The sequence below is a fragment of the Nocardioides gansuensis genome, from assembly GCF_003076135.1.
GTDB lineage: Bacteria > Actinomycetota > Actinomycetes > Propionibacteriales > Nocardioidaceae > Nocardioides > Nocardioides gansuensis.
This window is the reverse complement of the sequence record NZ_QDGZ01000002.1, coordinates 466,765-488,578: the sequence shown is the minus strand read 5'-3', so window position 1 is coordinate 488,578 and position 21,814 is coordinate 466,765. Positions and strand designations below refer to the sequence as shown.

The following is a 21,814-nucleotide window of genomic DNA, read 5'->3' as shown; positions in this document are numbered from 1 at the left end:
GGTACCCGTCGGTTCGGCCGGCATTCGGGTGACGTTATGTCAATCGGACGCAGCGTCGACGTCGTAGGGCGGACGGACGACCTTGTTCTGGGCGTCCAGGGCGGTCATCAGGTGGGGCGAGCCGTCGCCGAGCAGTCCGGACACCGGGGTCAGCCGGGCGCGGTCACCGTCGACGTCGACGACCAGGAGGTGGGCGTGGGCCGCCCAGGCCTCGACGCCCTTCTCGCCCAGCCGGGCCGGCGCCTCGTCGCGCACCTGGCCGCCGGCTCCTGAGACCACATACGTACGGCGGTCGACCCGGCCGATCTGGAAGTTGTGCTCGTGCCCGGCCAGCACGAGGCGCACGTCGGCGGTGGCGAACAAGGGATCCAGCGTCTCGAGCATCTCGGAGTCGTCATCGTGCGAGGGGCCCGCGCAGTAGACCGGGTGGTGGGAGAAGGGGATGCGCCAGCGCACGTCGGGCGCCGAGAAGACCTCGCGCAACCACTCGAGCTGGTCCCCGGCCTGGAAGTGCCGGTGGACGCCCTCCTCGGGGTCCTGCGAGGAGTCGATGCAGACCAGCTCGAGGTCCCGGCCGTAGCGGACCCGGTAGAACAGGCCCGGCTCGATGCAGTCGCGTCCGGGGGAGCGGAAGCGCTCGGCAAGGTGGAAGTTGTCCTCCATCTGCGCGCGGTCGTCCGCTCCCTCCGTGTCGGTCGTGTCGTGGTTGCCGATGGCGGGGAAGAACGGGACCCGCGCGAGCGCGTAGCGGTAGGGCTGGAAGAAGCTGGAGTACCAGTCGTCGTCCTCGCCGCCGCTCTCGTCGTCCACCGCGCCCTGCTCGCCCTGATAGATGTTGTCGCCGAGCGAGACGACGAAGCGGACGTCGTGGTCGGCCACGAACCGGTCGAGCACCTCGGCGATCCGCCGCTGCCGCCGGCTGGACTCCGAGTCCGAGCGGATGCCGACCCCGTAGTCGCCGAGGGCGATGAACCGCAGCGGCGGGGTCTCCGCATGGGGCTCCGGCCACGTCCGGAACCGCAGGTCGTAGGAGAGCCCCGCCGGCGCCAGGTCGTAGCCGCCGCGGCGGTCCTCGACCCAGTCCCAGCGCTCGCCGGCCGCCCACTCGCGTCCGTCGACGAGGACGCGGTAGCGGTAGTCGGTGTCGGGCTCCAGGTCACGGACCCACGTCCAGGTGGCGTCGCTGTGCGCCCTGGAGAGGACCCGGCCGCGCCCGGCGTCGAGGACCTCGACGACCGTCGGTCCGAAGGACTCCGCGGCGTGCCCGATGCACGTGTGCCTGCCGCAGCTCTCCTGCAGGTCCTGGTCGTCGACGATGTCCCAGCGGTCCCGCACCCGGTCCCGCCTGAAGTGGAACCCACCCCAGGCGACCAGGGCGGCGTCGTGCGTGACGTCGACGAGGTGGATGAACGGCTCGATGTGTAGGTCGTCCTGCATGGCTCCCTCTCAGCTCCCGTGCCCACGTCGGTACCCACGACGCAGCCGCCGGGGATGCGCCGCCGGGTTCCGGGGAACCGCGTGGGTATGGCCGACCTCGCGACGTACCGGCGCAAGCGAGACTTCCGGCGGACGCCGGAGCCCGCGGGGGACGGCACGCCCGGCCGGTCGGACGGCCGCCGCTTCGTGGTGCAGCGGCACCGGGCCAGTCGGCTCCACTACGACCTGCGCCTCGAGATCGACGGCGTGCTGGTCAGCTGGGCGGTGCCGAAGGGGCCTACCCTCGATCCCGCGGTGAGACGGATGGCCGTGCACGTGGAGGACCACCCGATCGAGTACCTGCAGTTCGAGGGGGTGATCCCCAGCGGCGAGTACGGCGGTGGCGACGTGATCGTCTGGGACACCGGCACGTGGGAGCCGGCCAAGGGGCAAGACCCGGCGCGGCAGCTCGAGCAAGGCGAGCTGCACGCAGACGTGCACGGCGAGAAGCTGCGCGGCCGGCTGGTGCTGGTGCGTCGCGACGACCGCGCCGACAAGAGCGAGAAGGGCGAGTGGCTGCTGCTCCACAAGAACGACGAGTACGCCGTGCCCGGCTGGGACCCCGAGGAGCATCCGCGCTCGGTGCTCACCGGGCGCACCAACGACGAGGTCGCGGAGGACCCGGACCGGATCTGGCGGTCGGGAGCGCCTGCGGACGTCGCGGAGGAGTCGCTGCTCCCCGAACCTGTGTCCGACGCAGCCATCGCGGCGCTCGAGGAGCTGGGCAGCGAGGGGACCTGGGAGGCCTTCGACCGCCGGCTGAAGGTGACCAACCTCGAGAAGGTGCTGTTCCCGGGCGACCCGCCCGTCACCAAGCGCGAGCTCCTCGCCTACGCCGCGCGCGTCGCGCCGCTGTCGCTGCCGTACCTGGAGGGGCGAGCGGTCAACCTGCACCGCTACCCCGACGGCGCGGAGAAGAAGGGCTTCTGGCACAAGGAGCTGCCCACGCACGCACCCGAATGGCTGCCGCGCTGGGACAACCCGGAGGCTGATTCGGGGGAGACGGTGACCTACCTGGTCGTCGACGAGCCGGCTGCGCTGGTGTGGGCGGCCAACTTCGGCGCGCTGGAGTGGCATCCGTGGACGTCGCGGACCTCGGCGATGCACGAGCCGACGTACGCCCTGGTCGACCTGGACCCGGGGGAGAGGACGACGTGGGACGAGCTCCTGCAGCTCGCCCGGTTGCACAGGACGGCACTCGACCACCTCGGCGTCCTCGGCCGGCCCAAGGTGACCGGGAAGCGGGGCATCCAGATCTGGATCCCGGTCCGCGCGGGCTACTCGTTCGCCCAGACTCGGGCGTGGACGGAGAAGCTCTCGCGGACCGTCGGCAAGGTGCTTCCCGAGCTGGTCAGCTGGAAGTGGGAGAAGAAGGCCCGGGGCGGCCTGGCGCGGCTCGACTACACGCAGAACGCGATCAACAAGACGCTCGTCGCGCCGTACTCGACCCGACCTGCCTTCGGCGCCCCGGTCTCGGTGCCGATCGCGTGGCACGAGCTCGACGACCCGGAGCTGCGGCCGGACAGGTGGACGATCCGGACCGTGCTCGACCGGCTCGAGCAGCGCGGCGATCCGTTCCGCTCGCTGCTCGGCGTCGAGCAGGATCTGCCGGAGATCACCTGACCTCTGGGGAACGACGCGCGCTGGTGCGGGTGTCATCTGTTCCCCAGGGAGCCGCCCTACACTGCGCGCATGCGATCGCGGATGGACGGCATGTGGTGGGGAACTGCGATCGAAGCACCCGATCCCGGCGCTCTGTGCAGGTTCTATTCCGAGCTGCTCGGCTGGCCGATCGGCCACGAGGAGCCAGGAACGACCATCCTCGCCGCTCCTGAGGGTCCCATCTACATCGTGTTCCAGCAGGCGACCGGCTACCAGGCGCCCGTGTGGCCGCCGGTCGATGGAGCTCAGCGTCCGATGATTGCACTTCGACTTCCAGGTCGGCGACCTCGATTCCGCTGTCGCCGAGGCGGTCGCTCTGGGAGCGGCCGTGGCGGACCACCAACCGCAGGAGAACGTCCGAGTGCTCCTCGACCCAGCTGGCCACCCGTTCTGCCTGTGCCGCGACGGCGACTGACCGCGAGCACGAGCGACACGAGCAGTGAGGGGCCTGGGGCGCGTCAGCAGGGGAAGGCGCCTGTCGCCACCTGCAGCGACGGGCCCTTCTTGACCTGGCCGGTCTTCTTGAGCGGCCAACCGCGCAGCCAGTCGAAGCGGGCCTCGGTTTGCTGCATCTCTGTGTCCGGGCTGCCGACCATGGACACGCGCACCGTGAGGTCGCCCTTCGGGATGGCCGCCGTGCCCTTCAGCACGCCCACGACCACGTTGTCGAGGAAGAAGGTGATGTGCCTCGTGCCGACCTCGACGGCGAAGGCGTGTGAGGAGAAGTTGAAGTTGCCGGGCCGGCTGCCCACCCAGTCACCGGCGGGGGAGCGGACGCCGAACCGGTACGACGGGTCGCCCGGCGACATGTCCAGGAACGTGATGGCGTGCGGGCTGCACACGGTTCCGGCGGCGCGCGTGGGGATGATCTCGGCGCGTATCCGGTAGGGCGGGTCGCCGGGGTCACCCTGGGCGCGCGAGAGCAGGCGTACCTCGAACCGGCCGCGGGTCATCGGGTAGTCCATCAGGGTGGCGTTCGTGGTGCCCCAGTCACCTGGGCCTCCGCGCAGGCCCTCCCCGGCGTCGAAGCTGCTGTCCAGGAACATGCCGCCGCTCTGCTGGGAGACCCGGCCGGTGCCCGTGGACACGTCGCGCCACCACCCCTTGCGGGGCTTGCCGTCCATGGGAGGCGTCGTCAGGTCCTCGGCGTACTCGAACGCGTAGTGCCAGGCGATCGGCCACCAGTTGCGCGCGCTGCCGGCGGAGGCAGTGACGTCGCGCCGGGCCAGCCGCGCCGCTTGCCGGAACGTGGCTGCTTCCTGCCCCTGGCCGGTCCGGGCTGCGGGGATGGGCGTGGGCTCTGTCCGCTGAGGCGCCGCCATCACGTCCACATAGGTCGGGAACGACGGGAACCACCCCACGCCTGCGTGGCGCTCGGCGACGGCGCGATAGACGACCGGGCCCGCGGCTGAGACATTCTGCTCGAAGGTGGCGAAGCCGCCCGCGTCCGCGACACCGGTCGCAACCGTGTGCCACTCGAAGGTGGCCGGGTCACGCCGCTGCAGGGTCACCGGTCGGCCCGGAAGGGGCATCAGCTCGACCCGGCTCTGTCGCGGCGCGGTGTCGACCGAGATCGTGAACGGCTGGCCGACCACCGCCTCGGTGGGGGAGAGCACGACCTGCTGGTCCATGGCGGCCATGCTCACGCCGTTGGTCGCGTTCCTGTCCGACTTCACCCTGAGCAGGATGTTCTTCATCGAGCGGGCCGGGAACTGGAAGCGGAAGCGGCCACGGCTGTCCGTCTTGCCGTGGGAGCCGGGGATGTCCGTCCACACGTCGCCAGGCCGGCGCATGTGGTACTGCAGGCGGAACGTCTGCTTGCCGCCTGGGAGCCTGCCGGAGAAGGTGACCGGTTGGCCGCCGTAGAACCTCGTCGGTGTGATCGTGAGGGAGCCGGTCGCCTGTGCCGAGACTGGCGCTGGTGCCGACGACACGGGTGGCGCTGTCAGGGCGAGGACCGCGAGAACGGTCGCAGCGAGCCAAGATCGGAATCCCATGCGTGAGGAGAGGGTCGACATGTGCGTGGTCCTTCCCCGAGGGCAGTCTCCTGCACCGTAGTGGCCTCGTTGGCCGCGCGTTGCAGAACGGAGGGAATGGCCCGGATGCGCTCCCGGGTCGTTGCGGTGAGCACGCACTGCAGCGCCCGCGACCCGACCGGCGGCCATGGGCCCGCCACGGGTAGCTGAGGTGATCGGTGGGCTACTCGGAACCAGGGCCTGGGCTGCTACCAGCCAGCGCCGTACCTGATGCCAGCGATGACTTCCTGTTGGGTCACTGAATTGGTGTGTCGGTCGAAGAGCCCGAAGCCATAGCGCCCGTTCACGCCGTTGTCCCAGACGAAGGTTGCCGCGCCGTACTTCTTGGCGGTGGCCGCGACGGCGTACGCGAAGTCTGCCCGGTACGTGTTGTTCGACCAGTCGAACGATGTCTTGTCGATCGAACCGTATTCGCCGACAACGACCGGGTATCCGCGCACGACGAACGTGTCGTGCATCAGTTTCAGCTGCGATTCCAGGTAGTCTTCCTGTCCCCGGGTCGACTTTCTCCACGGCTCGGTCGCCGCGCCTCCCCATTGGGTAATGGTGCCGCTTTCCTCGCCAGCGAAGTCCCATGGAGCATAGTAGTGAACGGAGATCATGATCCGCTTCTCGCTCTTGGGAATGGAGGGAGAACGGTAGTAGTCGGTCGAGATCACGAAGCCGTAGTTCCCGGCGGTGTAATCGATGTTCGTGTTCCAGCCGGGAACGAGCAACCATCTGGAACTGTTGTTCCCGCCGGTTCTCCGGACGGTATCCACGAAGATCTGGTTGTAAGCGTTGATGTTCGAGTAGCACGGCTGAGTCGGACGGTCGTACTGCCCGTCGAAATTCTCGTTCATCGACTCGAAAATCAGGCGATGGTCGTAACCCCGGAACCTGTGTGCGATCTGTTGCCAGGCATTCCGATACTTGGCCTTGATGGCGGTCTGGTTGGCTGCGTCACAGATCAGCCAGGCGTGGGGATGGACTTGTAACCATCGCCGTGCATGTTGATGATCACGTGCAGGCCTCGGCTGTGGGCGTAGTCGACAACTTGCTGGACTCTGTCCAGCCAACCCGTGTTGATCGTGTATTTCGGGCCTGGTCCGATATATCTCAGATAAGAGACCGGGATACGGATCGACTTGAATCCTGCCGCTTTGACACTGTCAATGAGCGCTTGGGTGACAGTTGGATTGCCCCACGCCGTCTCGCTGGCGTATCCGTTGGAGTTGGCTTCCAGTGCGTTTCCAAGATTCCAGCCCGCGCCCATAGCGGCCACTGTCTGCGCAGCGCTCGACTGCGTGCCGATATCGGCCGAGGCCTTGTTCGTTACGCCAGGCACAGCCATCGCAGCCGTCAACACGACGGCCAGGAGAGTGCCCTTGATCTTGCCCACTTTGAAAGCCATTGACGCCCCACTTCCGAGTCAGTCGAAGCGCTTCATTGAACGCTCAACCAGATCGAACAGCATCGCATGGGGCCAGCACAAGAGCTCAGGGACGAAATCGGAGGCCGCCGACATGGTGGAGCGTCAGGAGGGTCGGCCCACCCTGGGATCCTTCGCCGCCGACCCGGCGCTCTGGAGGGAGGCCGGAGGACCGCTGGCGGAGCCTGCGTGTTTGATTCGACCGATGCAATACGCAGCTTGTAGTGGACAGCCTGCGTATCAAGTTCGGCCGTATTTCGGCTGCGATCAGGAGTACGGTGCTTTCGCACGTGGGTGCCCGCCGGTCTCGGCAGAACACGGTCGTCCTGACCGCCTGAGTGTGCTGAGCCGGGTGAGGACCTTCAGGGGAGGTGAGTCGTGGCTGACCTCGGCGATGAGCTGGGGAGGCTCGGCGCCGTGCTGGCCGCGGCCCAGGCTCCGGTCGCCGCGCATTGGCGTCCCGGGCTCGAGCGGGCTGAGATCGTCAGCCGGCTCGAGGCCGACGGCGTGAATCCGCACCCCGACCTGCTCGTGTGGTACGGCTGGCACGACGGCACCGACACGCCCTCGGCGACCGACCCGGCCGGATGGTTGCTGACCAGCCCCGAGAACCACCTCTGCCTCAGCCTGCACGTCCCGACGCTGGCTCAGGCGAGCACCCAACGGGCGTTCGACGTCTCGTTCAACCCAGAGTGGAAGAAGCACGTCGGCATCGAGGCCTATCGACCCAGTTGGCACCCGGTCCTCATCTCGTCCGACGGCTGGCACGTGTGCCTCGACAGCGACGGGTCGGCCGGACGGCCCGGCACACTGTTCGTCTTCGACCCGCAGGCCGGCGACGACCCGGCCGACCCCGAACGGTTCTTCCCCGACCTCACCGAGCTGGTCGCGACCGTCGCGGACGCCTACGAGTCCGGCACCGTCCCACCGGTCGACACCTGGGTCGAGCCGGAGGACCTGCCACCGGACGTGCGAAGGCTGGTTCGCTGACCCGGGTCCCGCCCGGTCAATCTGGGTTGGTGGCGGGGTAGTGGATCAAGCTCATCCGAGCCTTCACCTGACTATTAACTGACATAATGTCAGTTATCGGAAGTCAAGCGGCCTGTGGGCCCGGCGCGGGCGCCCCCATCCGTGCGGCGCGGTTCAGGCGAGCCGGTCTGCGGCGTCGAACTGATCCTGGAGCTCGTCCAGGTCGAGATCGTCCGCCGTGACCACCTTCGCCCCGTCGTAGACGTCCCGGTCGATCTCGTCGGTCGAGTTGGCAACGAGCATGGCCACCATCGTGTCGCCGTTCACATTGAGGAACGTGCGGAAGATGCCGGTGAACCAGTCGACGGCGATCAGCAGTCCGACCGCTTCGAAGGGCAGGCCCAGCGAGGTCGCCAGGAACATCGCGATCACCGGGAACCCGCCGGGCACCGTGATCGTGCCGATGTTCAGCAGGATGGCGAGCGCCATGCCGAGGACGATCTCTCCGACGGAGAGCTCGACGCCGCCCGCCTGGGCCAGGAACATGACGACAACCACGTAGTTGAGCACGGCGCCGCACGAGCCCATGGTCATGCCGATGCTCAGGGTGAAGTTGGCGACCCGCTGGCTGACGCCCACCTTCTCGATCGTGTTCCTGAGCACCGTCGGGAACGTGACCGCCGAGCTGGTGGTCGTCACGGCCACGATGGTCTGCTCGAGGAGCTTGCTCGGCAGCTTCACCGGGTTGAGCCGGGTCAGCGCCGAGACGACGACCACGAACACCGTCATCATGATGAGCACTCCGAGCAGCGTCGTGCCCAGGTAGGCAAGCCCCGTCGTGACCACGGAGAAGCCCACGGTGCCCGCGAGGTTGGCCAGCAGCGCGAACACTCCGAGCGGGGCGACGAACATGACGAACCGGATCATGATCAGGACGACCTGCTGGACCTGCTCGGCGAAGTCGAGCACGGTGCGGTTGCCCGTCGTGGCGACGTAGCGGTTGAGGGCCAGGCCGAAGATCAACGAGAACACGATGATCGGCACCATCGTCGCCGTCGACATCGAGCCGAAGATGTTCGTCGAGACGAAGTCGGTCATCGTCTGCTGCCAGCCGACGACGCCCGAGGCCGACTCCTGCAGCGTCGGATCGAGCTCGCCGTCGAAGGACATGCCCGATCCGGGCCGGATCAGGACGCTGAGCACCCATCCCAGTGCCGCGGCGACGACGGAGAACCCGAGGATCCACCCGAACGTGCGCGCCATCAGGCTGCCGGTCCCCCGCCCTGCCACGGATCCGGTCGCCACGATCACCGACGACATCACCAGGGGCACGATCGCCATCTGGATCAGCCGGATGAAGATGTCGCCGACGAACTTGAGGTTGCTCGCCCAGTCCCCCACAACCAGGCCGAACAGGACTCCCGTGACCGCCCCGATCGCGATCTGCACGGCCGGGCTCTTCAACACCTTCATGATTCCGCTCCTGCTCTGGGCGATCGTTTTCGGCGTCAGCGCGACCCCGAGGGAGTCCTGAACGTAGGGCGGAGCCGTTAACCGGCGACTGCCCCGCCGTTACTGCCCTGTTACGGGAGGGACTGGGGAGAGCTCGACCGTCCCGCGAAAAGTGGTTGCCACTGCGGGGCCGACCCGGTTTACGCTGCGAACGGCGATCGCGAGGAGTGACGACCCTCGGCCGGGCAGGCGAGCGGCGCCCGCGCGTGACGGCGTACCGACGAGAGGCCGATGGCTCATCGGCGAAGGTGTGGTGGCACCGCGACCTGGCCCCCGCCCACACCTCCAGGGCTTCCGTCACCTGGAGGAACGATGAGTCGACCCCTACCTGTCCGCACCCTTGCAGCGGAGCTCGCCAGCGCCGAGCCCGGCAGCACCGTGACCCTCATGGGCCACGTCCACCGACGCCGCGAGCTCGCGGCGGTCACCTTCCTGGTCCTGCGCGACCGCTCCGGCCTGGCGCAGGTCGTGCTGCGCCCCGAGGAGGTGCCGAGCGCGGGTCTGCCACCCGAGGAGACCACCGTCCAGGTCACCGGCCTGGCCACGACGAACGGTCGAGCCCCAGGCGGCGTCGAGGTCACCTCCCCCTCCATCACGCTGCTCACCGAGCCGGCCCGCACGCCGCCCGCCGAGCTCTGGCGGCCGTCCCTGAACGTCGGCCTGCCGACGCTCCTCGACAACGCCCCGGTGACCTGGCGCCACCCGGCCCAACGCGCCCGCTGGGAACTTGCTGCGGCCAGCCTGCGTGGCTTCCGGCACACGCTGGACACGTCCGGCTTCACCGAGGTGCACTCCCCCAAGATCGTCGAATCGGCCACGGAGTCCGGCGCGAACGTCTTCGAGCTCGACTACTTCGGTCGGCCCGCCTATCTCGCCCAGAGCCCGCAGTTCTACAAGCAGCAGCTCGTCGGCATCTTCGAGCGGGTCTACGAGGTCGGCCCGGTGTTCCGGGCCGAACCCCACGACACGGTGCGGCACCTGGCGGAGTACGTCTCCCTCGATGTCGAGCTGGGTTTCGTGCGGGACCACCGAGACGTGCTCGCCACGTTGCGCGACGTGCTCGCCGGGATGATCGTCGGCATCCGGGAGCACGCGGCCACGGCTGTCGACCGGCTCGAGGTGGCCCTGCCGCACATCCCCGAGGAGATCCCGGTCATCCACTTCGCCGAGGCCCTGCGCCGGGTTGGCGCGCCGGCCGACGAGCCCGACCTGGCGCCCGAGCACGAGCGAGCGCTGGGAACGTGGGCCAAGCAAGCACTCGGCACCGACGTGTTGGCAGTGGAGGGCTACCCGCTGCGGAAGCGGCCCTTCTACACGCACGGGTGGACGGGTGAGCCCATCGAGGGAGGGCCGTGGACGAACAGCTTCGACCTGATCTTCCGCGGCATGGAGCTCGTGACCGGTGGGCAACGGCTGCACCGATACGGCGACTACGTGGCCGCGATCGAGGCGCGTGGTGGGTCACCAGCCGCGTACGCGTCGTACCTGCAGGCCTTCGCCCACGGCATGCCTCCGCACGGCGGCTTCGCGATCGGGCTGGAGCGCTGGGTCGCCCGCCTGGTGGACGCGGGCAACATCCGGGAGGTGACGCTGTTCCCGCGCGACCTGCACCGGCTGGCGCCTTAGCCCTCGTCACGCCTTCGTACCAGGCCCGACGCGGTCCAGGAGCATCAACGGCGTGAGGTAGTGCTCCGTCACGCGCCCACCGAGGTCGTCGGCTGCCTGAGCGGCGGCCTCCACTTCAACGGCGCTCCAGTCGCTGAAGGTGCTGAACAGGCCGCGGATCTGGTCGGTGTCGAGCTCGACGCTCCAGCGGAACACCTCCGTGTGGCGTACGACGAAGTGGCCGGTCGCCGTCAGCACCCGCGTCCAGTGGTCGGGGTCGAGCGCATCAGGCCGGTCCGCCGGGGGGCGGGCCGCCACGATCTCCGAGACCCGGTCCCGGAACGGAGTGCTCACCTCCGGGTCGCCGAAGACCGTCCGCCAGACGGCGAGCTGGCCTCCGGGCCGGAGCACCCGGTGCAGCTTGGGTACGACGATCCCGAGGTCGAACCAGTGAACGGCTGTGGCCACCACGGCGACGTCGAAGGCGGCGTCCGGGAGCAGCACATCCTCCGCGGTCGCGACGACGACGCGCGCCTGGGGTACGCGGCGGCGGAGGCGCTCCGCCAGCGCGATGCCCGGCTCGACGGCCGTGACCGTGGCGCCCGACTCGACGAGACGCCCTGTGGCCTCGCCCGTCCCGGCCCCGAGGTCGAGGACACGGCGTCCGCCGCCCAGCACCCCGAGCTCGCGCAAGCGTGCCCAGAGGGCCTCCGGGTAGAGCGGCCGGGACCTCTCGTAGACCTCGGCCCGGGCATCGAAGTGCATCGGGTCCCTCACGTCAGCCGCTCAGGACGCGTAGACCGGGGTCTCCTCGCCGCGAGCCTCGAGCCGGGCGCGACCCTCCGCACGCCGCTCCACGAACCTCGCCGCCTGGGCGTCGAGAGCGCTCAGGAAGGCCACCATCTCCTCGAGCGCCCGCTGGCCGACGTCGCCGAAGGTGCGGTCGAAGACCCCCCACTGCCTCAGGATCGGCATCACCACCTCGTCGTGGTGCAGGCGCAGGTCGTAGATCCCGGCCTTGGCGATCATCATCGAGCTGCGCCGGAAGCCGGCCATCGTGGCGCCTGGCATCTCGAACTTGATGACCTCGTCGGCGATCGCGCGCATCGTGGCGTCAGGCGCGATCTCGAGCGCGGCACTGACGAGGTTGCGGTAGAACACCATGTGCAGGTTCTCGTCCTTCGAGATCCGCGCCAGCAGCTTGTCTGCGATCGGGTCCTCTGTCACCTTCCCGGTGTTGCGGTGGGAGACGCGGGTCGCGAGCTCCTGGAACGACACGTAGGCCACGGTCTCCAACGGCGTCTTGTCGCCGGAGTCGTAGCCCGAGGTCATGTAGTCCATCCGGGCGCGCTCGAGCTCGACTGGGTCGACTCCACGGGTGACGACGAGGTAGTCGCGCATCGCGATGCCGTGGCGGTTCTCCTCCGCGGTCCAGCGCCCGACCCACGTCCCCCACGCACCGTCGCGCCCGAAGCGCGTCGCGATCTCCCGGTGGTAGGAGGGCAGGTTGTCTTCGGTCAGCAGGTTGGTGAACATCGCCGCCTTGGCCGTCTCGGACAGGCGCGACTGCTCGGGCGCATAGTCCTCGCCGCCGAGGAACGCGAAGTCGCGGCCCTGGCTCCAGGGGATGTAGTCGTGCGGGTGCCATTCCTGGGCCAGTGCGAGATGGCGGTCGAGATTGGCGGCGACGACGGGTTCGAGCTCTTCCAGAAGGTGGTCGGTGGCGCTCACGGGCGGCTCCTCGCTCGGGTTCCCTTGCGAGAGTACGCCGATCGGCCGCGCGCCGCGCCGGTGCGCGCCGTCGAATCCCAGTCGGCCGACGAAACTCTCCGGCCCCTCCAGTTTCAACGTATAGCGGGGTGGGGGCCTTGCCGCAAGGCCCCTCCCCTCCCCCACAATCCCCGACGTGTCCCCCACGACGACCAGTGCCTTCGACCTGGCCGACCACCTTGCGCCCAAGGCCGATCCCGCGCTGATCGCGGACGACGAGCAGCACTTCGGGGCCATCGCGGACAGCCTCGAGCGGACGATCGCCGCCCTGACGGAGCGTCTCGACGCGGAGCGCAAGGCGCCGGGCGGCACGGGCCAGGCCGCGCTGGACCGCGACCTGGAGGTCCACCGGCTGACCGCGCGCCTGCGGGCGCTGCGCCGGTTCGGCCTGGACCTGTGCCTGGGCCGGATGGTCAGCATCGACGACCCCGAGCCCGTATACGTCGGACGGCTGGGCCTCACGGACAGCGAGGGCCGCCGGCTGCTGGTCGACTGGCGCTCCCCCGCCGCCGAGCCCTTCTTCGGCGCCACCCACGCCAACCCGATGGGCCTGACGAGCCGCCGCAGGTATCGCTGGACCCGTGGTCGGGTGAGCGACTACTGGGACGAGGTGTTCACCCCGGACGGACTGGAGGGGCACGCGGCGCTCGACGACCAGTCGGCCTTCATCGCCAGCCTGGGCAGCAGCAGGTCGCCCCGGATGCGGGACGTGCTCGGCACGATCCAGGCCGACCAGGACGCGATCATCCGCGCCGGGTCCCGCGGGGCCCTCGTCGTCGACGGAGGTCCGGGGACGGGCAAGACCGTCGTGGCCCTGCACCGCACCGCCTACCTGCTCTACTCCGACCCTCGTCTCGGCCACCGGCAGGGCGGCGTGCTGTTCGTGGGACCGCACCAGCCCTATCTCGCCTACGTCGGCGACGTCCTCCCCAGCCTCGGCGAGGAGGGCGTGCGCACCTGCACCCTCCGCGAGCTCGTCCCCGAGGGCGCCGCGGCCGCGCCTGAGGTCGATCCCGAGGTGGCCCGCCTGAAGGCCTCCGTGGACATGGTGCAGGCGATCGAGCCGGCTGTCCGGCTGTACGAGGAGCCGCCGACCGAGGGCATGGAGGTCGAGACCACGTGGGCCGACCTCTGGCTCAGCGCCGACGAGTGGGCCGAGGCGTTCGACTCGCCGGATCCTGGTACGCCGCACAACGAGGCCCGCGGGCAGGTCCTCGAGACGCTGGTGGACGTGCTGGTCGACAAGGTCGACGACGAGGACGTCCCCGCGGAGACGCTCCGCACCTCCCTCCGCCGGCACCGTGGCCTGAACGAGGCCCTCAACACCGCCTGGCCGCTGATCGAGCCGACCGACCTGGTCGCCGACCTGTGGTCGGTCCCCGCTTATCTGCGCCGGTGCGCCCCGTGGCTGGCGCCGGAGGAGGTCCGCGCCCTGCAGCGCAAGGACGATCCGTATGCCTGGACGGTCGCCGACCTCCCGCTCCTGGACGCGGCGTACCAGCGCCTCGGCGACCCCCAGGCCTCCCCCCTCGAGCGCCGGCGGGAGGCCGCCCTGGCCGCCGAGCGCGCGCAGATGTCGGACGTCATCGACCACGTGATCGAGACGGACGACTCCGAGATGCAGCTGATGTCGATGCTGCGCGGCGGTGACGCGCGCAACGACCTCGACGACGAGGAGGCCCTGCCGAGCGCCGACCGGGACGAGCTCGCCGGCCCGTTCGCGCACATCGTCGTGGACGAGGCCCAGGAGCTCACCGACGCCGAGTGGCAGATGCTGCTGCGGCGCTGCCCCTCCCGCAGCCTCACCATCGTCGGCGACCGGGCCCAGGCCAGGCACGGGTTCAGCGAGACCTGGCAGCAGCGGCTCCGGCGGGTCGGGCTCGACCACGTCGAGCTGGCCTCCCTGAGCATCAACTACCGCACGCCCGAAGAGGTCATGGTGGAAGCCGAGCCCCTCATCCGGGCCGCGCTCCCGGACGCCAACGTGCCGACATCCATCCGGAGCACCGGCGTCCCCGTCGTGCACGGCTCGGCTGCCGAGCTGCGCCCCCTCCTGGACTGGTGGCTTGCAGCGCACGTCGACGGCATCGGCTGCGTGATCGGCGACCCGTCGTTCGAGGCGATGCCCCGCGTCCGCTCGCTGACGCCGGAGCTTGCCAAGGGCCTCGAGTTCGACCTCGTCGTCCTCGTGGACCCCGACGAGCTCGGGACCGGCATCGAGGGAGCGGTCGACCGCTACGTCGCGATGACGCGCGCGACCCAGCAGCTGGTCATCCTCACCAGCCCGTAGGCAGGGCTACCCCGGTTTCGGTATGGCGGCCGCTGCCCCCTCGGCGTACGTTCCGAAGAGGGCCCGGCCGGGGCCTGGGGCTGCCTCGACCGGTCAGCTGGTGCAGGAACGACCGATCGAGGAGACAGACGTGTTCATTCAGATCATCCAGGGCAAGTGCACGCGGCAGGACGAGGTCCACGCCCTGCTCGACGACTGGCGACGCGACCTGTCGGACGGAGCGTCCGGCTGGCTCGGCGGGACCTACGGCTTCACCGACGACGACGAGTTCATCGCCGTGGTCAGGTTCGAGTCCCGGGACGCTGCGATGGCCAACTCGCGCCGTCCGGAGCAGGGTGTGTGGGCCGAACGGTTGAGGTCCCTCATGGACGGGCCGCTCGAGTTCCACGACTGCGACGACGTCATGATGTTCCTCGACGGCGGCTCGGACCAGGCGGGCTTCGTCCAGGTCATCCGTGGACGCGTCGACGACCCCGACCGGCTCAAGGCGATGCTCGCCGACACCGAGTCCCTCCACAGGATGCGGCCCGACATCATCGGCGGGACCCTCGCGATCGAGCCCGACGGCACGTTCACCGAGACCGTCGCCTTCACGTCCGAGGAAGCGGCGCGCTCCGGCGAGCGGATGGAACCGCCGGCGGACGTGCGTGGCGAGCTCGAGTACGCCCTGCAGAACGCCAGGTTCTACGACCTCCACCACCCGTGGTTCGAGAGCGCCTGACCCGGAAGGAGTTGCACCATGCTGAACGACAGCAAGGTCACGGCCAACATCCCGGCCGCCGACATCGAGCGCGCGCGCAGCTTCTACGCCGACAAGCTGGGACTCACCCCGGCCCAGGAGAACCCGGGCGGTCTCATCTACACGACCGCCGGCGGGACGACCTTCTTCCTCTACCAGACGGAGTACGCCGGACGGGCCGGCCACACCATCGCCCAGTTCCACGTGCCCGACGTCCGCGCCGAGGTCGAGGACCTGAAGGCCAAGGGCGTCACCTTCGAGCACTACGACATGCCGGGCGTGACCTGGGACGGTGACGTCGCGAGCATGGGCGACATGGGGCACGGCGCCTGGTTCAAGGACAGTGAGGACAACATCCTCTGCATCGACGACGACGTGGTCCCCGCCTGACCGATCACTGACCGCGCCAACCCCGACTGACCTGGCTCAGGCGCCGACGTACTCCGCGAGGTGCTCCCCCGTGAGCGTCGACCGGCTCGCGACGAGCTCGGCGGGCGTCCCCTCGAAGACGACCTTGCCGCCGTCGTGGCCGGCGCCCGGGCCCAGGTCGATGAGCCAGTCGGCGTGCGCCATCACCGCCTGGTGGTGCTCGATCACGATCACCGACTTCCCCGCGTCGACCAGTCGGTCGAGCAGGCCGAGCAGGTTCTCCACGTCAGCCAGGTGGAGGCCGGAGGTCGGCTCGTCCAGGACGTAGGTGCCGCCCTTGTCCCCCATGTGCATGGCGAGCTTGAGCCGCTGGCGCTCACCGCCCGACAGGGTGTTCAGCGGCTGGCCGAGCGTGACATAACCGAGCCCCACGTCCTCGAGGCGCCCGAGGATCGCGGCCGCTGCGGGCGTCTTCGCCTCGCCGCTCGCGAAGAACGCGTGCGCCTCGGCGACGGGGAGGTCGAGCACCTCGGCGATGTTGCGCCCGCCGAACCTCAGCTCCAGCACGGCGGCCTGGTAGCGCTTCCCGCCACAGTCCTCGCACGGGGTCGCTACGGTCTCCATGAACCCCAGCTCGGTGTAGATCATCCCGTTGCCGTTGCAGGTGGGACAGGCGCCCTCGGAGTTGGCGCTGAAGAGGGCGGGCTTCACGCCGTTGGCCTTGGCGAACGCCTTGCGGATCGGCTCGAGCACTCCGGTGTACGTCGCGGGGTTGGACCTCCGCGAGCCCCTGATCGCCCCCTGGTCGACCACCACCACGCCCTCGCGGCCGGCGACCGAGCCGTGGATCAGCGAGCTCTTGCCCGAGCCGGCGACGCCCGTGACCACGCACAGCACGCCCAGCGGGATGTCCACGTCCACGTCCTGGAGGTTGTGGGTCGACGCCCCCCGGACCTCGAGTGCACCGGTGGGCTTGCGCACCGACTCCTTGAGGGCGGCCCGGTCGTCGAGGTGTCGGCCGGTGACGGTGTCGCTCCCGCGCAGTCCCTCGACGGTGCCCTCGAAGCAGACCGTGCCACCGGCCGAGCCCGCGCCCGGGCCGAGGTCGACGACGTGGTCCGCGATCGCGATGCTCTCGGGCTTGTGCTCGACGACGAGCACGGTGTTGCCCTTGTCGCGCAGCCTCAGCAGCAAGGTGTTCATCCGCTGGATGTCGTGCGGGTGCAGGCCGACGGTCGGCTCGTCGAACACGTAGGTGACATCGGTGAGGGCCGAGCCGAGGTGGCGGATCATCTTGGTGCGCTGCGCCTCTCCCCCGGACAGGGTGCCCGAGGGACGGTCGAGCGAGAGGTAGCCCAGCCCGATCTCGACGAAGGAGTCGAACAGGTGCAGCAGGTTGCCGACCAGCGGTGCCACCGAAGGGTCGTCGATCCCGCGGATCCACTCGGCCAGGTCGGTGATCTGCATGGCGCAGACCTCCGCGATGTTGAGGCCCTTGATCTTCGAGGACCGCGCCGACTCGTTGAGCCGGGTGCCGTCGCACGCCGGGCAGGGGGCGAAGACGGCTGCTCGCTCGACGAACGCCCGGATGTGCGGCTGCAGCGAGTCCACGTCCTTGCTGAACATGGACTTGCGGATCTTCGGGACCAGGCCTTCGTAGGTGACGTTGATGCCCTTGGCCTTGATCTTGACGGGCTCCTTGTAGAGCAGGTCGTCCAGCTCCTGCTTCGTGAAGTCCTTCAGCGGCTTCTTCGGGTCGAAGAACCCCGACTCGATGAAGGTGGCCACCATCCACCCGTCCGCGGTGTAGCCCGGCACCAGGATCGCGCCCTCGACGAGCGACTTGCTCTCGTCGTAGATCGCCGTCAGGTCGAGCTCCGAGACGGTGCCCCGTCCCTCGCAGTCGGGGCACATGCCACCGTGGTAGACAGCGTCGCGGACGATCGTCTTCTCGCCCCTGGCGTCGGTCATCACCCCGCTCGCCTTGCGGGTCGGGACGTTGAAGGAGAAGGCGATCGGCGGCCCGATGAACGGCGACCCGAGCCGGCTGAACAGCACCCGCAGCATGGCGTGGGCGTCGGTGGCGGTGCCCACGGTGGAGCGGGCGTTGGCGCCCATGCGCTCCTGGTCGACGAGGATCGCCGTGGTGATCCCCTCGAGCACGTCGACCTCGGGCCGTGCCAGCGAAGGCATGAAGCCCTGCACGAACGTCGAGTAGGTCTCGTTGATCATCCGCTGCGACTCGGCCGCGATCGTGTCGAAGACGAGCGAGCTCTTGCCCGAGCCCGAGACACCGGTGAACACGGTCAGCCGACGTTTCGGGAGCTCGACGCTGACGTCCTTGAGGTTGTTCTCCCGAGCACCCTGCACCCGGATCATGTCGTGGCTGTCAGCGGGGTGCCGCGTCGCTGCCTGCGGGTCCGCCTCGGTGGCCCTGCTCATCGTGTCCCCCCGTGAGGTGCGAGTGCGTGGAGTGGTCGGCTCAGGCCAGCTGCTGGATGCGGACCATGTTGCCCGCCGGGTCCCGGAAGGCGCAGTCACGCACGCCGTAGGGCTGGTCGGTCGGCTCCTGGACGACCTCGGCGTCGGTGGCCTGGACCCGTTCGAAGGTGCCGTCGAGGTCCTTGGTGGCCAGCAGGATCCAGCCGTAGGTGCCCTTGGCCATCATCTCGGTGATGGTGCGGCGCTCCTCGTCGGTGATCCCGGGGTCGACGGCAGGAGGGGCGAGGAGGAGCGAGATGTCGGGCTGGCCGGCGGGACCGACGGTGATCCAGCGCATCTTGCCGTCGCCGAAGTCGCTGCGCACCTCGAAGCCGAGGATGTCGCGGTAGAACGCCAGGGAGGCCTCCGGGTCGTCGTGCGGGAGGACCGTGGTGTGGATGATGAGGTCGTTGTCCATGGCAGTCAGGCTAGGTGCGGCTCAGGGGCCGCCGCTTCTCCATTCCTGATCGATGTGGTCCTGATCGGCCTGGTCACCTGCTTGGCCAGGCACGCAGGCAGGCCCTCGGTCGCCGCGGCCGCGTCGCGCCGGTAGACGCTGGGCGGCACCCCGACCAGCTCGGTGAACCGCGTGCTGAACGTGCCCAGCGAGGAGCAGCCGACCGCGAAGCAGACCTCGGTCACGCTGAGGTCGCCGCGGCGCAGCAGCGCCATGGCCCGCTCGATGCGCCGGGTCATCAGGTAGGAGTACGGCGACTCGCCGTAGGCCGCCCGGAACTGTCGGCTCAGGTGGCCGGCCGACATGTGTACGCCGCGGGCGAGGGCCTCGACGTCGAGTGGCTGTGCGTACTCGCGATCCATCCGGTCGCGGACACGGCGCAGGACCGCGAGGTCTCTCAGGCGCGCGGCGTCGGAGTCGCTGGTCACTGCGGCAATCCTGCCACGCCGGCGGGGGCTCGAGGTCCGACATCTCCCCGCACTCCGCCGTGCCCGCCGGCCCCCAGGCACCGCTACGGCCGGTCGACGAAGACGTCCCACTCCAGCTCGGTGCCGGTGCCGTACTTCGAGAGGTCGGTGATCCCGGCCTCTCGAAGCACGTCGACGTCGAGGAAGGTCTGGCCGCTGCACTCACGCGACGGTCGCGCCAGGATCTCGACGGCGGCGTCGGCGACGATCTCCGGCGTCCTCGCCCTGGCGACCGCCTCGTCCCCGCCCAGCAGGTTCTGAACGGCCGCGGTCGCGATCAGGGTCTCGGGCCAGAGGCAGTTGCCGGCGACGCCGGCCTCGGCATACTCGGCGGCCCAGCCGAGCGTCAGCATCGTCATGCCGTACTTCGCCAGCGTGTACGCCGGGTGCGCGCCGAGCCACCTGGGTGACAGGTTCAGCGGCGGGGACAGCGACAGGATGTGCGGGTTGGTGCCCTTGCGGAGGTGCGGCAGCGACTTGCTGGTGAGCAGGTAGGTGCCCCGGAGCTGGATCTGGGTCATCAGGTCGAACCGCTTGATCGGCAGCTCCTCGGTCGGAGCCAGCGCGATGGCGGAGGCGTTGTTGACCACGATGTCGATGCCGCCGAAGCGCTCGACCGTCGCCGCCACCGCGTGCTCCACCGACTCCTCGTCGCGCACGTCGCCGACGACCGGCAGGGCCCGGCCGCCGGCCTCCTCGATCTCGGCGGCGGCGGTGTGGATCGTGCCCGGTAGTCGGGGGTCGGCCACGTCGGTCTTGGCCAGGAGCGCGACGTTCGCGCCCTCGCGTGCCGCGGCGACCGCGATGGCCAGGCCGATGCCGCGGCTGCCGCCGGACATCAGGAGCGTGCGTCCTGCGAGTCTCTTCGTCACCCGGCCGATCATGGCAGACCCGCACGTCCGGAGGGCCGGGCACGGCGCAGGCATGGAAAGCGTCCTGCTGGGCACCGCTTCCCCATGAGACACCTGAGGCGTTGGGGCGCGGTCTACGTCCTGCTCGTGCTGTTCGTCGGGTCCTGGCTCGGACAGTTCGTCACGCAGCTGGCGGAGTTCCGCAGTGACCAGCAGGCGCACCAGGAGCCGTTCGTCTGGGGCGACTTCATGCAGACCTTCTTCGCCGCCACCTTCGAGAACTGGCAGAGCGAGTGGCTGCAGCTGATCTTCCAGGCGATCCTGCTGCTCGGCGCCAAGCACCTGATCTTCAAGGTCGACGCGGAGGACATGGAGCGGATCGAGGCGAAGATCGACCGGATCCAGGACCGGCTCGGCCTGCCCACTCCGCCCCCGGGCGAGACGTCAGACCCGGGCTGAGGCCGTCCGGACCCGCATCGCCGGTACGGCGTGCAGCAGGGCGGCGGCCAGGAGCACGACGGCCGTCGCGGCGAAGACGCTGCGCATGCCGAGGACGCCGGCAGCGAGCCCCCCGAGCACCGGCCCGGTGACGTCGCCGACGTACTGCGCCGAGACGCTCCAGCCGAGCAGCCGACCGACGCGCCCGGGTGGCGCGCAGGCCCGCAGCGCCGCGGTGACCGCCGGCATCAGGCCGCCGAGGCTGACTCCCATCAGCAGGCGGGCGGCCGCGAGCTGGCCCACCCCGTCGACGAGGCCCTGCACGACGAGGCAGGCCGCCGCTGCGAGGAGGCACCCGACGATCACCCGACGAGGGCCGTGCCGGTCGGCGAGCCGGCCGACGAAGGGGGCGGAGACGATGGCTCCGAGCGCACCCAGCGACATCACGACGCCGGCCCACACGGTCGCGTGCGCCGCCCCGTCGAGCAGCGCGACGTACTCCGTGACCAGGGGCTCCACCGACATCGTCGCGAACATGACCATCGAGCCGGTCAGGAGCAGTACGCCGATCCCGCGGCCGCGCAGGTCCCGTGCTCGCGGCCCATCGGCGTCCCCCGCGCGTGTGAGCGCGAGCCCCGCGGCCCGGGGCCGGTCCTCGGTCACCAGGAGCGCCGTGGCGAGGAACGCCAGGAAGATGAGGGCGCCCGTGAGCAGGAACGTCAGCCGGATGCCGATGACCTGGGGAAGCAGACCGCCCAGCAGCGGCCCGACGATGCTGCCGGCCATGATCCCGGAGGAGAGCACGCCCAGGCCCCAGCCCCGACGCTCCACCGGGCTGTCGGCCGCGACGAGGATCGTCGAGGCGGAGGAGTAGCCGCCCAGCAGGCCGACCAGGAGCCGGAGCACCACCAGCTGCCACACGCTCTGCGCCAGGCCGATCAGCGACATGGCGACCGACATCCCGAGGCTGGCCCGGATCAGCATGGACTTGCGTCCGTAGCGGTCACCGAGCGAGCCCCAGAGGGGCGCGGTGAGGGCCGCGGTCAGGAAGGTGGCGGCGTAGGCGACGCCCGACCAGAACAGCACGCCGGCATCGTCGGAGACCCCGAGCTGGCGCACGTAGACAGGGAGGAAGGGGATGAGCAGCGTCATCGCGACCGCGGTGGTGAACGAGCCGGCGGTGCACACCCAGAGGTTGCGCAGCCACCGGTCGGCCACCTCCGCTCCCCCGGGCGCGGTCTCCGTCGTCGTCACGGGTTCGATCGTTCCCCACGCGTCCAC

Annotated in this window: 20 protein-coding genes; 8 read left to right on the top strand and 12 right to left on the bottom strand. The window is 69.7% G+C overall.

The features are described 5' to 3' along the window. Positions 1-39: 39 nt before the first annotated feature. Positions 40-1,437 (bottom strand): metallophosphoesterase, encoded by a 1,398-nt coding sequence (locus DDE18_RS06600; RefSeq protein ID WP_116571418.1) that lies wholly within the window; start codon positions 1,435-1,437, stop codon positions 40-42. Positions 1,438-1,524: 87 nt separating this feature from the next. Here DDE18_RS06600 and DDE18_RS06595 point away from each other — a divergent pair, with 87 nt between their 5' ends. Together DDE18_RS06595 and DDE18_RS23565 are read left to right on the top strand one after the other, a co-directional pair. Beyond that, positions 1,525-3,099 carry a non-homologous end-joining DNA ligase LigD gene (locus DDE18_RS06595; protein WP_116571417.1) on the top strand — a complete coding sequence of 525 codons (1,575 nt, stop codon included), beginning with the start codon at positions 1,525-1,527 and terminating at the stop codon, positions 3,097-3,099. A 298-nt stretch (positions 3,100-3,397) separates the two neighbouring features. Beyond that, on the top strand, positions 3,398-3,553 hold the full coding sequence (locus DDE18_RS23565) for a VOC family protein (RefSeq protein ID WP_245916482.1): 156 nt from the start codon (positions 3,398-3,400) through the stop codon (positions 3,551-3,553). 43 nt (positions 3,554-3,596) lie between these two features. On the opposite strand, the gene DDE18_RS06585 is transcribed toward DDE18_RS23565, so the two are convergent. From DDE18_RS06585 to DDE18_RS23945, 3 genes are all read right to left on the bottom strand, one after another. Beyond that, entirely contained in the window at positions 3,597-5,072 is a 1,476-nt protein-coding gene (locus DDE18_RS06585; RefSeq protein WP_165821062.1) for a hypothetical protein, read from the bottom strand. A gap of 290 nt (positions 5,073-5,362) precedes the next feature. After that, a complete protein-coding gene (locus DDE18_RS06580; protein ID WP_211754432.1) occupies positions 5,363-6,232 on the bottom strand; it encodes a glycoside hydrolase family 5 protein in 870 nt (289 codons plus the stop codon). Next, entirely contained in the window at positions 6,124-6,555 is a 432-nt protein-coding gene (locus DDE18_RS23945) for a glycoside hydrolase family 5 protein (RefSeq protein ID WP_211754431.1), read from the bottom strand. The genes DDE18_RS06580 and DDE18_RS23945 overlap by 109 nt, the downstream gene beginning before the upstream one ends. 408 nt (positions 6,556-6,963) lie before the next feature. On the opposite strand from DDE18_RS23945, the gene DDE18_RS06575 reads away from it, so the two are divergent. Further along, positions 6,964-7,575, top strand: a complete 612-nt coding sequence (locus DDE18_RS06575; RefSeq protein WP_116571415.1) for an SMI1/KNR4 family protein — start codon at positions 6,964-6,966, stop codon at positions 7,573-7,575. A 153-nt stretch (positions 7,576-7,728) separates the two neighbouring features. Here the strand turns inward: DDE18_RS06575 and DDE18_RS06570 are convergent, their stop codons facing one another. Then, complete coding sequence (locus tag DDE18_RS06570; RefSeq protein ID WP_116571414.1) at positions 7,729-9,027, bottom strand: dicarboxylate/amino acid:cation symporter; 1,299 nt, start codon at positions 9,025-9,027, stop codon at positions 7,729-7,731. 351 nt (positions 9,028-9,378) lie between these two features. Here DDE18_RS06570 and aspS point away from each other — a divergent pair, with 351 nt between their 5' ends. After that, positions 9,379-10,692 carry an aspartate--tRNA(Asn) ligase gene (gene aspS / locus DDE18_RS06565; RefSeq protein ID WP_116571413.1) on the top strand — a complete coding sequence of 438 codons (1,314 nt, stop codon included), beginning with the start codon at positions 9,379-9,381 and terminating at the stop codon, positions 10,690-10,692. A 6-nt stretch (positions 10,693-10,698) separates the two neighbouring features. On the opposite strand, the gene DDE18_RS06560 is transcribed toward aspS, so the two are convergent. Together DDE18_RS06560 and DDE18_RS06555 are read right to left on the bottom strand one after the other, a co-directional pair. Beyond that, on the bottom strand, positions 10,699-11,448 hold the full coding sequence (locus DDE18_RS06560; RefSeq protein ID WP_116571412.1) for a class I SAM-dependent methyltransferase: 750 nt from the start codon (positions 11,446-11,448) through the stop codon (positions 10,699-10,701). 9 nt (positions 11,449-11,457) lie between these two features. Further along, positions 11,458-12,402 carry an acyl-ACP desaturase gene (locus DDE18_RS06555; RefSeq protein WP_116571411.1) on the bottom strand — a complete coding sequence of 315 codons (945 nt, stop codon included), beginning with the start codon at positions 12,400-12,402 and terminating at the stop codon, positions 11,458-11,460. 175 nt (positions 12,403-12,577) lie between these two features. Between DDE18_RS06555 and helR the strand changes: the two genes are divergently transcribed. From helR to DDE18_RS06540, 3 genes are all read left to right on the top strand, one after another. Beyond that, positions 12,578-14,731 carry an RNA polymerase recycling motor ATPase HelR gene (helR, locus tag DDE18_RS06550; RefSeq protein WP_116571410.1) on the top strand — a complete coding sequence of 718 codons (2,154 nt, stop codon included), beginning with the start codon at positions 12,578-12,580 and terminating at the stop codon, positions 14,729-14,731. Positions 14,732-14,861: 130 nt separating this feature from the next. Next, on the top strand, positions 14,862-15,452 hold the full coding sequence (locus tag DDE18_RS06545) for a hypothetical protein (protein WP_116571409.1): 591 nt from the start codon (positions 14,862-14,864) through the stop codon (positions 15,450-15,452). A gap of 18 nt (positions 15,453-15,470) precedes the next feature. Continuing rightward, positions 15,471-15,860 (top strand): VOC family protein, encoded by a 390-nt coding sequence (locus tag DDE18_RS06540; RefSeq protein ID WP_116571408.1) that lies wholly within the window; start codon positions 15,471-15,473, stop codon positions 15,858-15,860. A 36-nt stretch (positions 15,861-15,896) separates the two neighbouring features. Here DDE18_RS06540 and DDE18_RS06535 read toward each other — a convergent pair whose 3' ends face one another. The 4 genes from DDE18_RS06535 to DDE18_RS06520 form a co-directional block, all read right to left on the bottom strand. Then, positions 15,897-18,281, bottom strand: coding sequence for an ATP-binding cassette domain-containing protein (locus DDE18_RS06535; protein WP_116571407.1), 2,385 nt, complete (start codon positions 18,279-18,281; stop codon positions 15,897-15,899). Between the two features lie 40 nt (positions 18,282-18,321). Continuing rightward, a complete protein-coding gene (locus DDE18_RS06530) occupies positions 18,322-18,738 on the bottom strand; it encodes a VOC family protein (RefSeq protein WP_116571406.1) in 417 nt (138 codons plus the stop codon). Between the two features lie 5 nt (positions 18,739-18,743). Then, positions 18,744-19,139 carry a helix-turn-helix transcriptional regulator gene (locus tag DDE18_RS06525; protein WP_116571541.1) on the bottom strand — a complete coding sequence of 132 codons (396 nt, stop codon included), beginning with the start codon at positions 19,137-19,139 and terminating at the stop codon, positions 18,744-18,746. 149 nt (positions 19,140-19,288) lie between these two features. Then, positions 19,289-20,116, bottom strand: a complete 828-nt coding sequence (locus tag DDE18_RS06520; protein ID WP_245916481.1) for an SDR family oxidoreductase — start codon at positions 20,114-20,116, stop codon at positions 19,289-19,291. Between the two features lie 84 nt (positions 20,117-20,200). Here DDE18_RS06520 and DDE18_RS06515 point away from each other — a divergent pair, with 84 nt between their 5' ends. Further along, on the top strand, positions 20,201-20,554 hold the full coding sequence (locus tag DDE18_RS06515; RefSeq protein ID WP_116571404.1) for a DUF6766 family protein: 354 nt from the start codon (positions 20,201-20,203) through the stop codon (positions 20,552-20,554). Here the strand turns inward: DDE18_RS06515 and DDE18_RS06510 are convergent. Next, on the bottom strand, positions 20,540-21,787 hold the full coding sequence (locus tag DDE18_RS06510) for an MFS transporter (RefSeq protein ID WP_211754428.1): 1,248 nt from the start codon (positions 21,785-21,787) through the stop codon (positions 20,540-20,542). The two genes, DDE18_RS06515 and DDE18_RS06510, sit on opposite strands and share 15 nt — an antisense overlap. Positions 21,788-21,814: the final 27 nt, after the last annotated feature.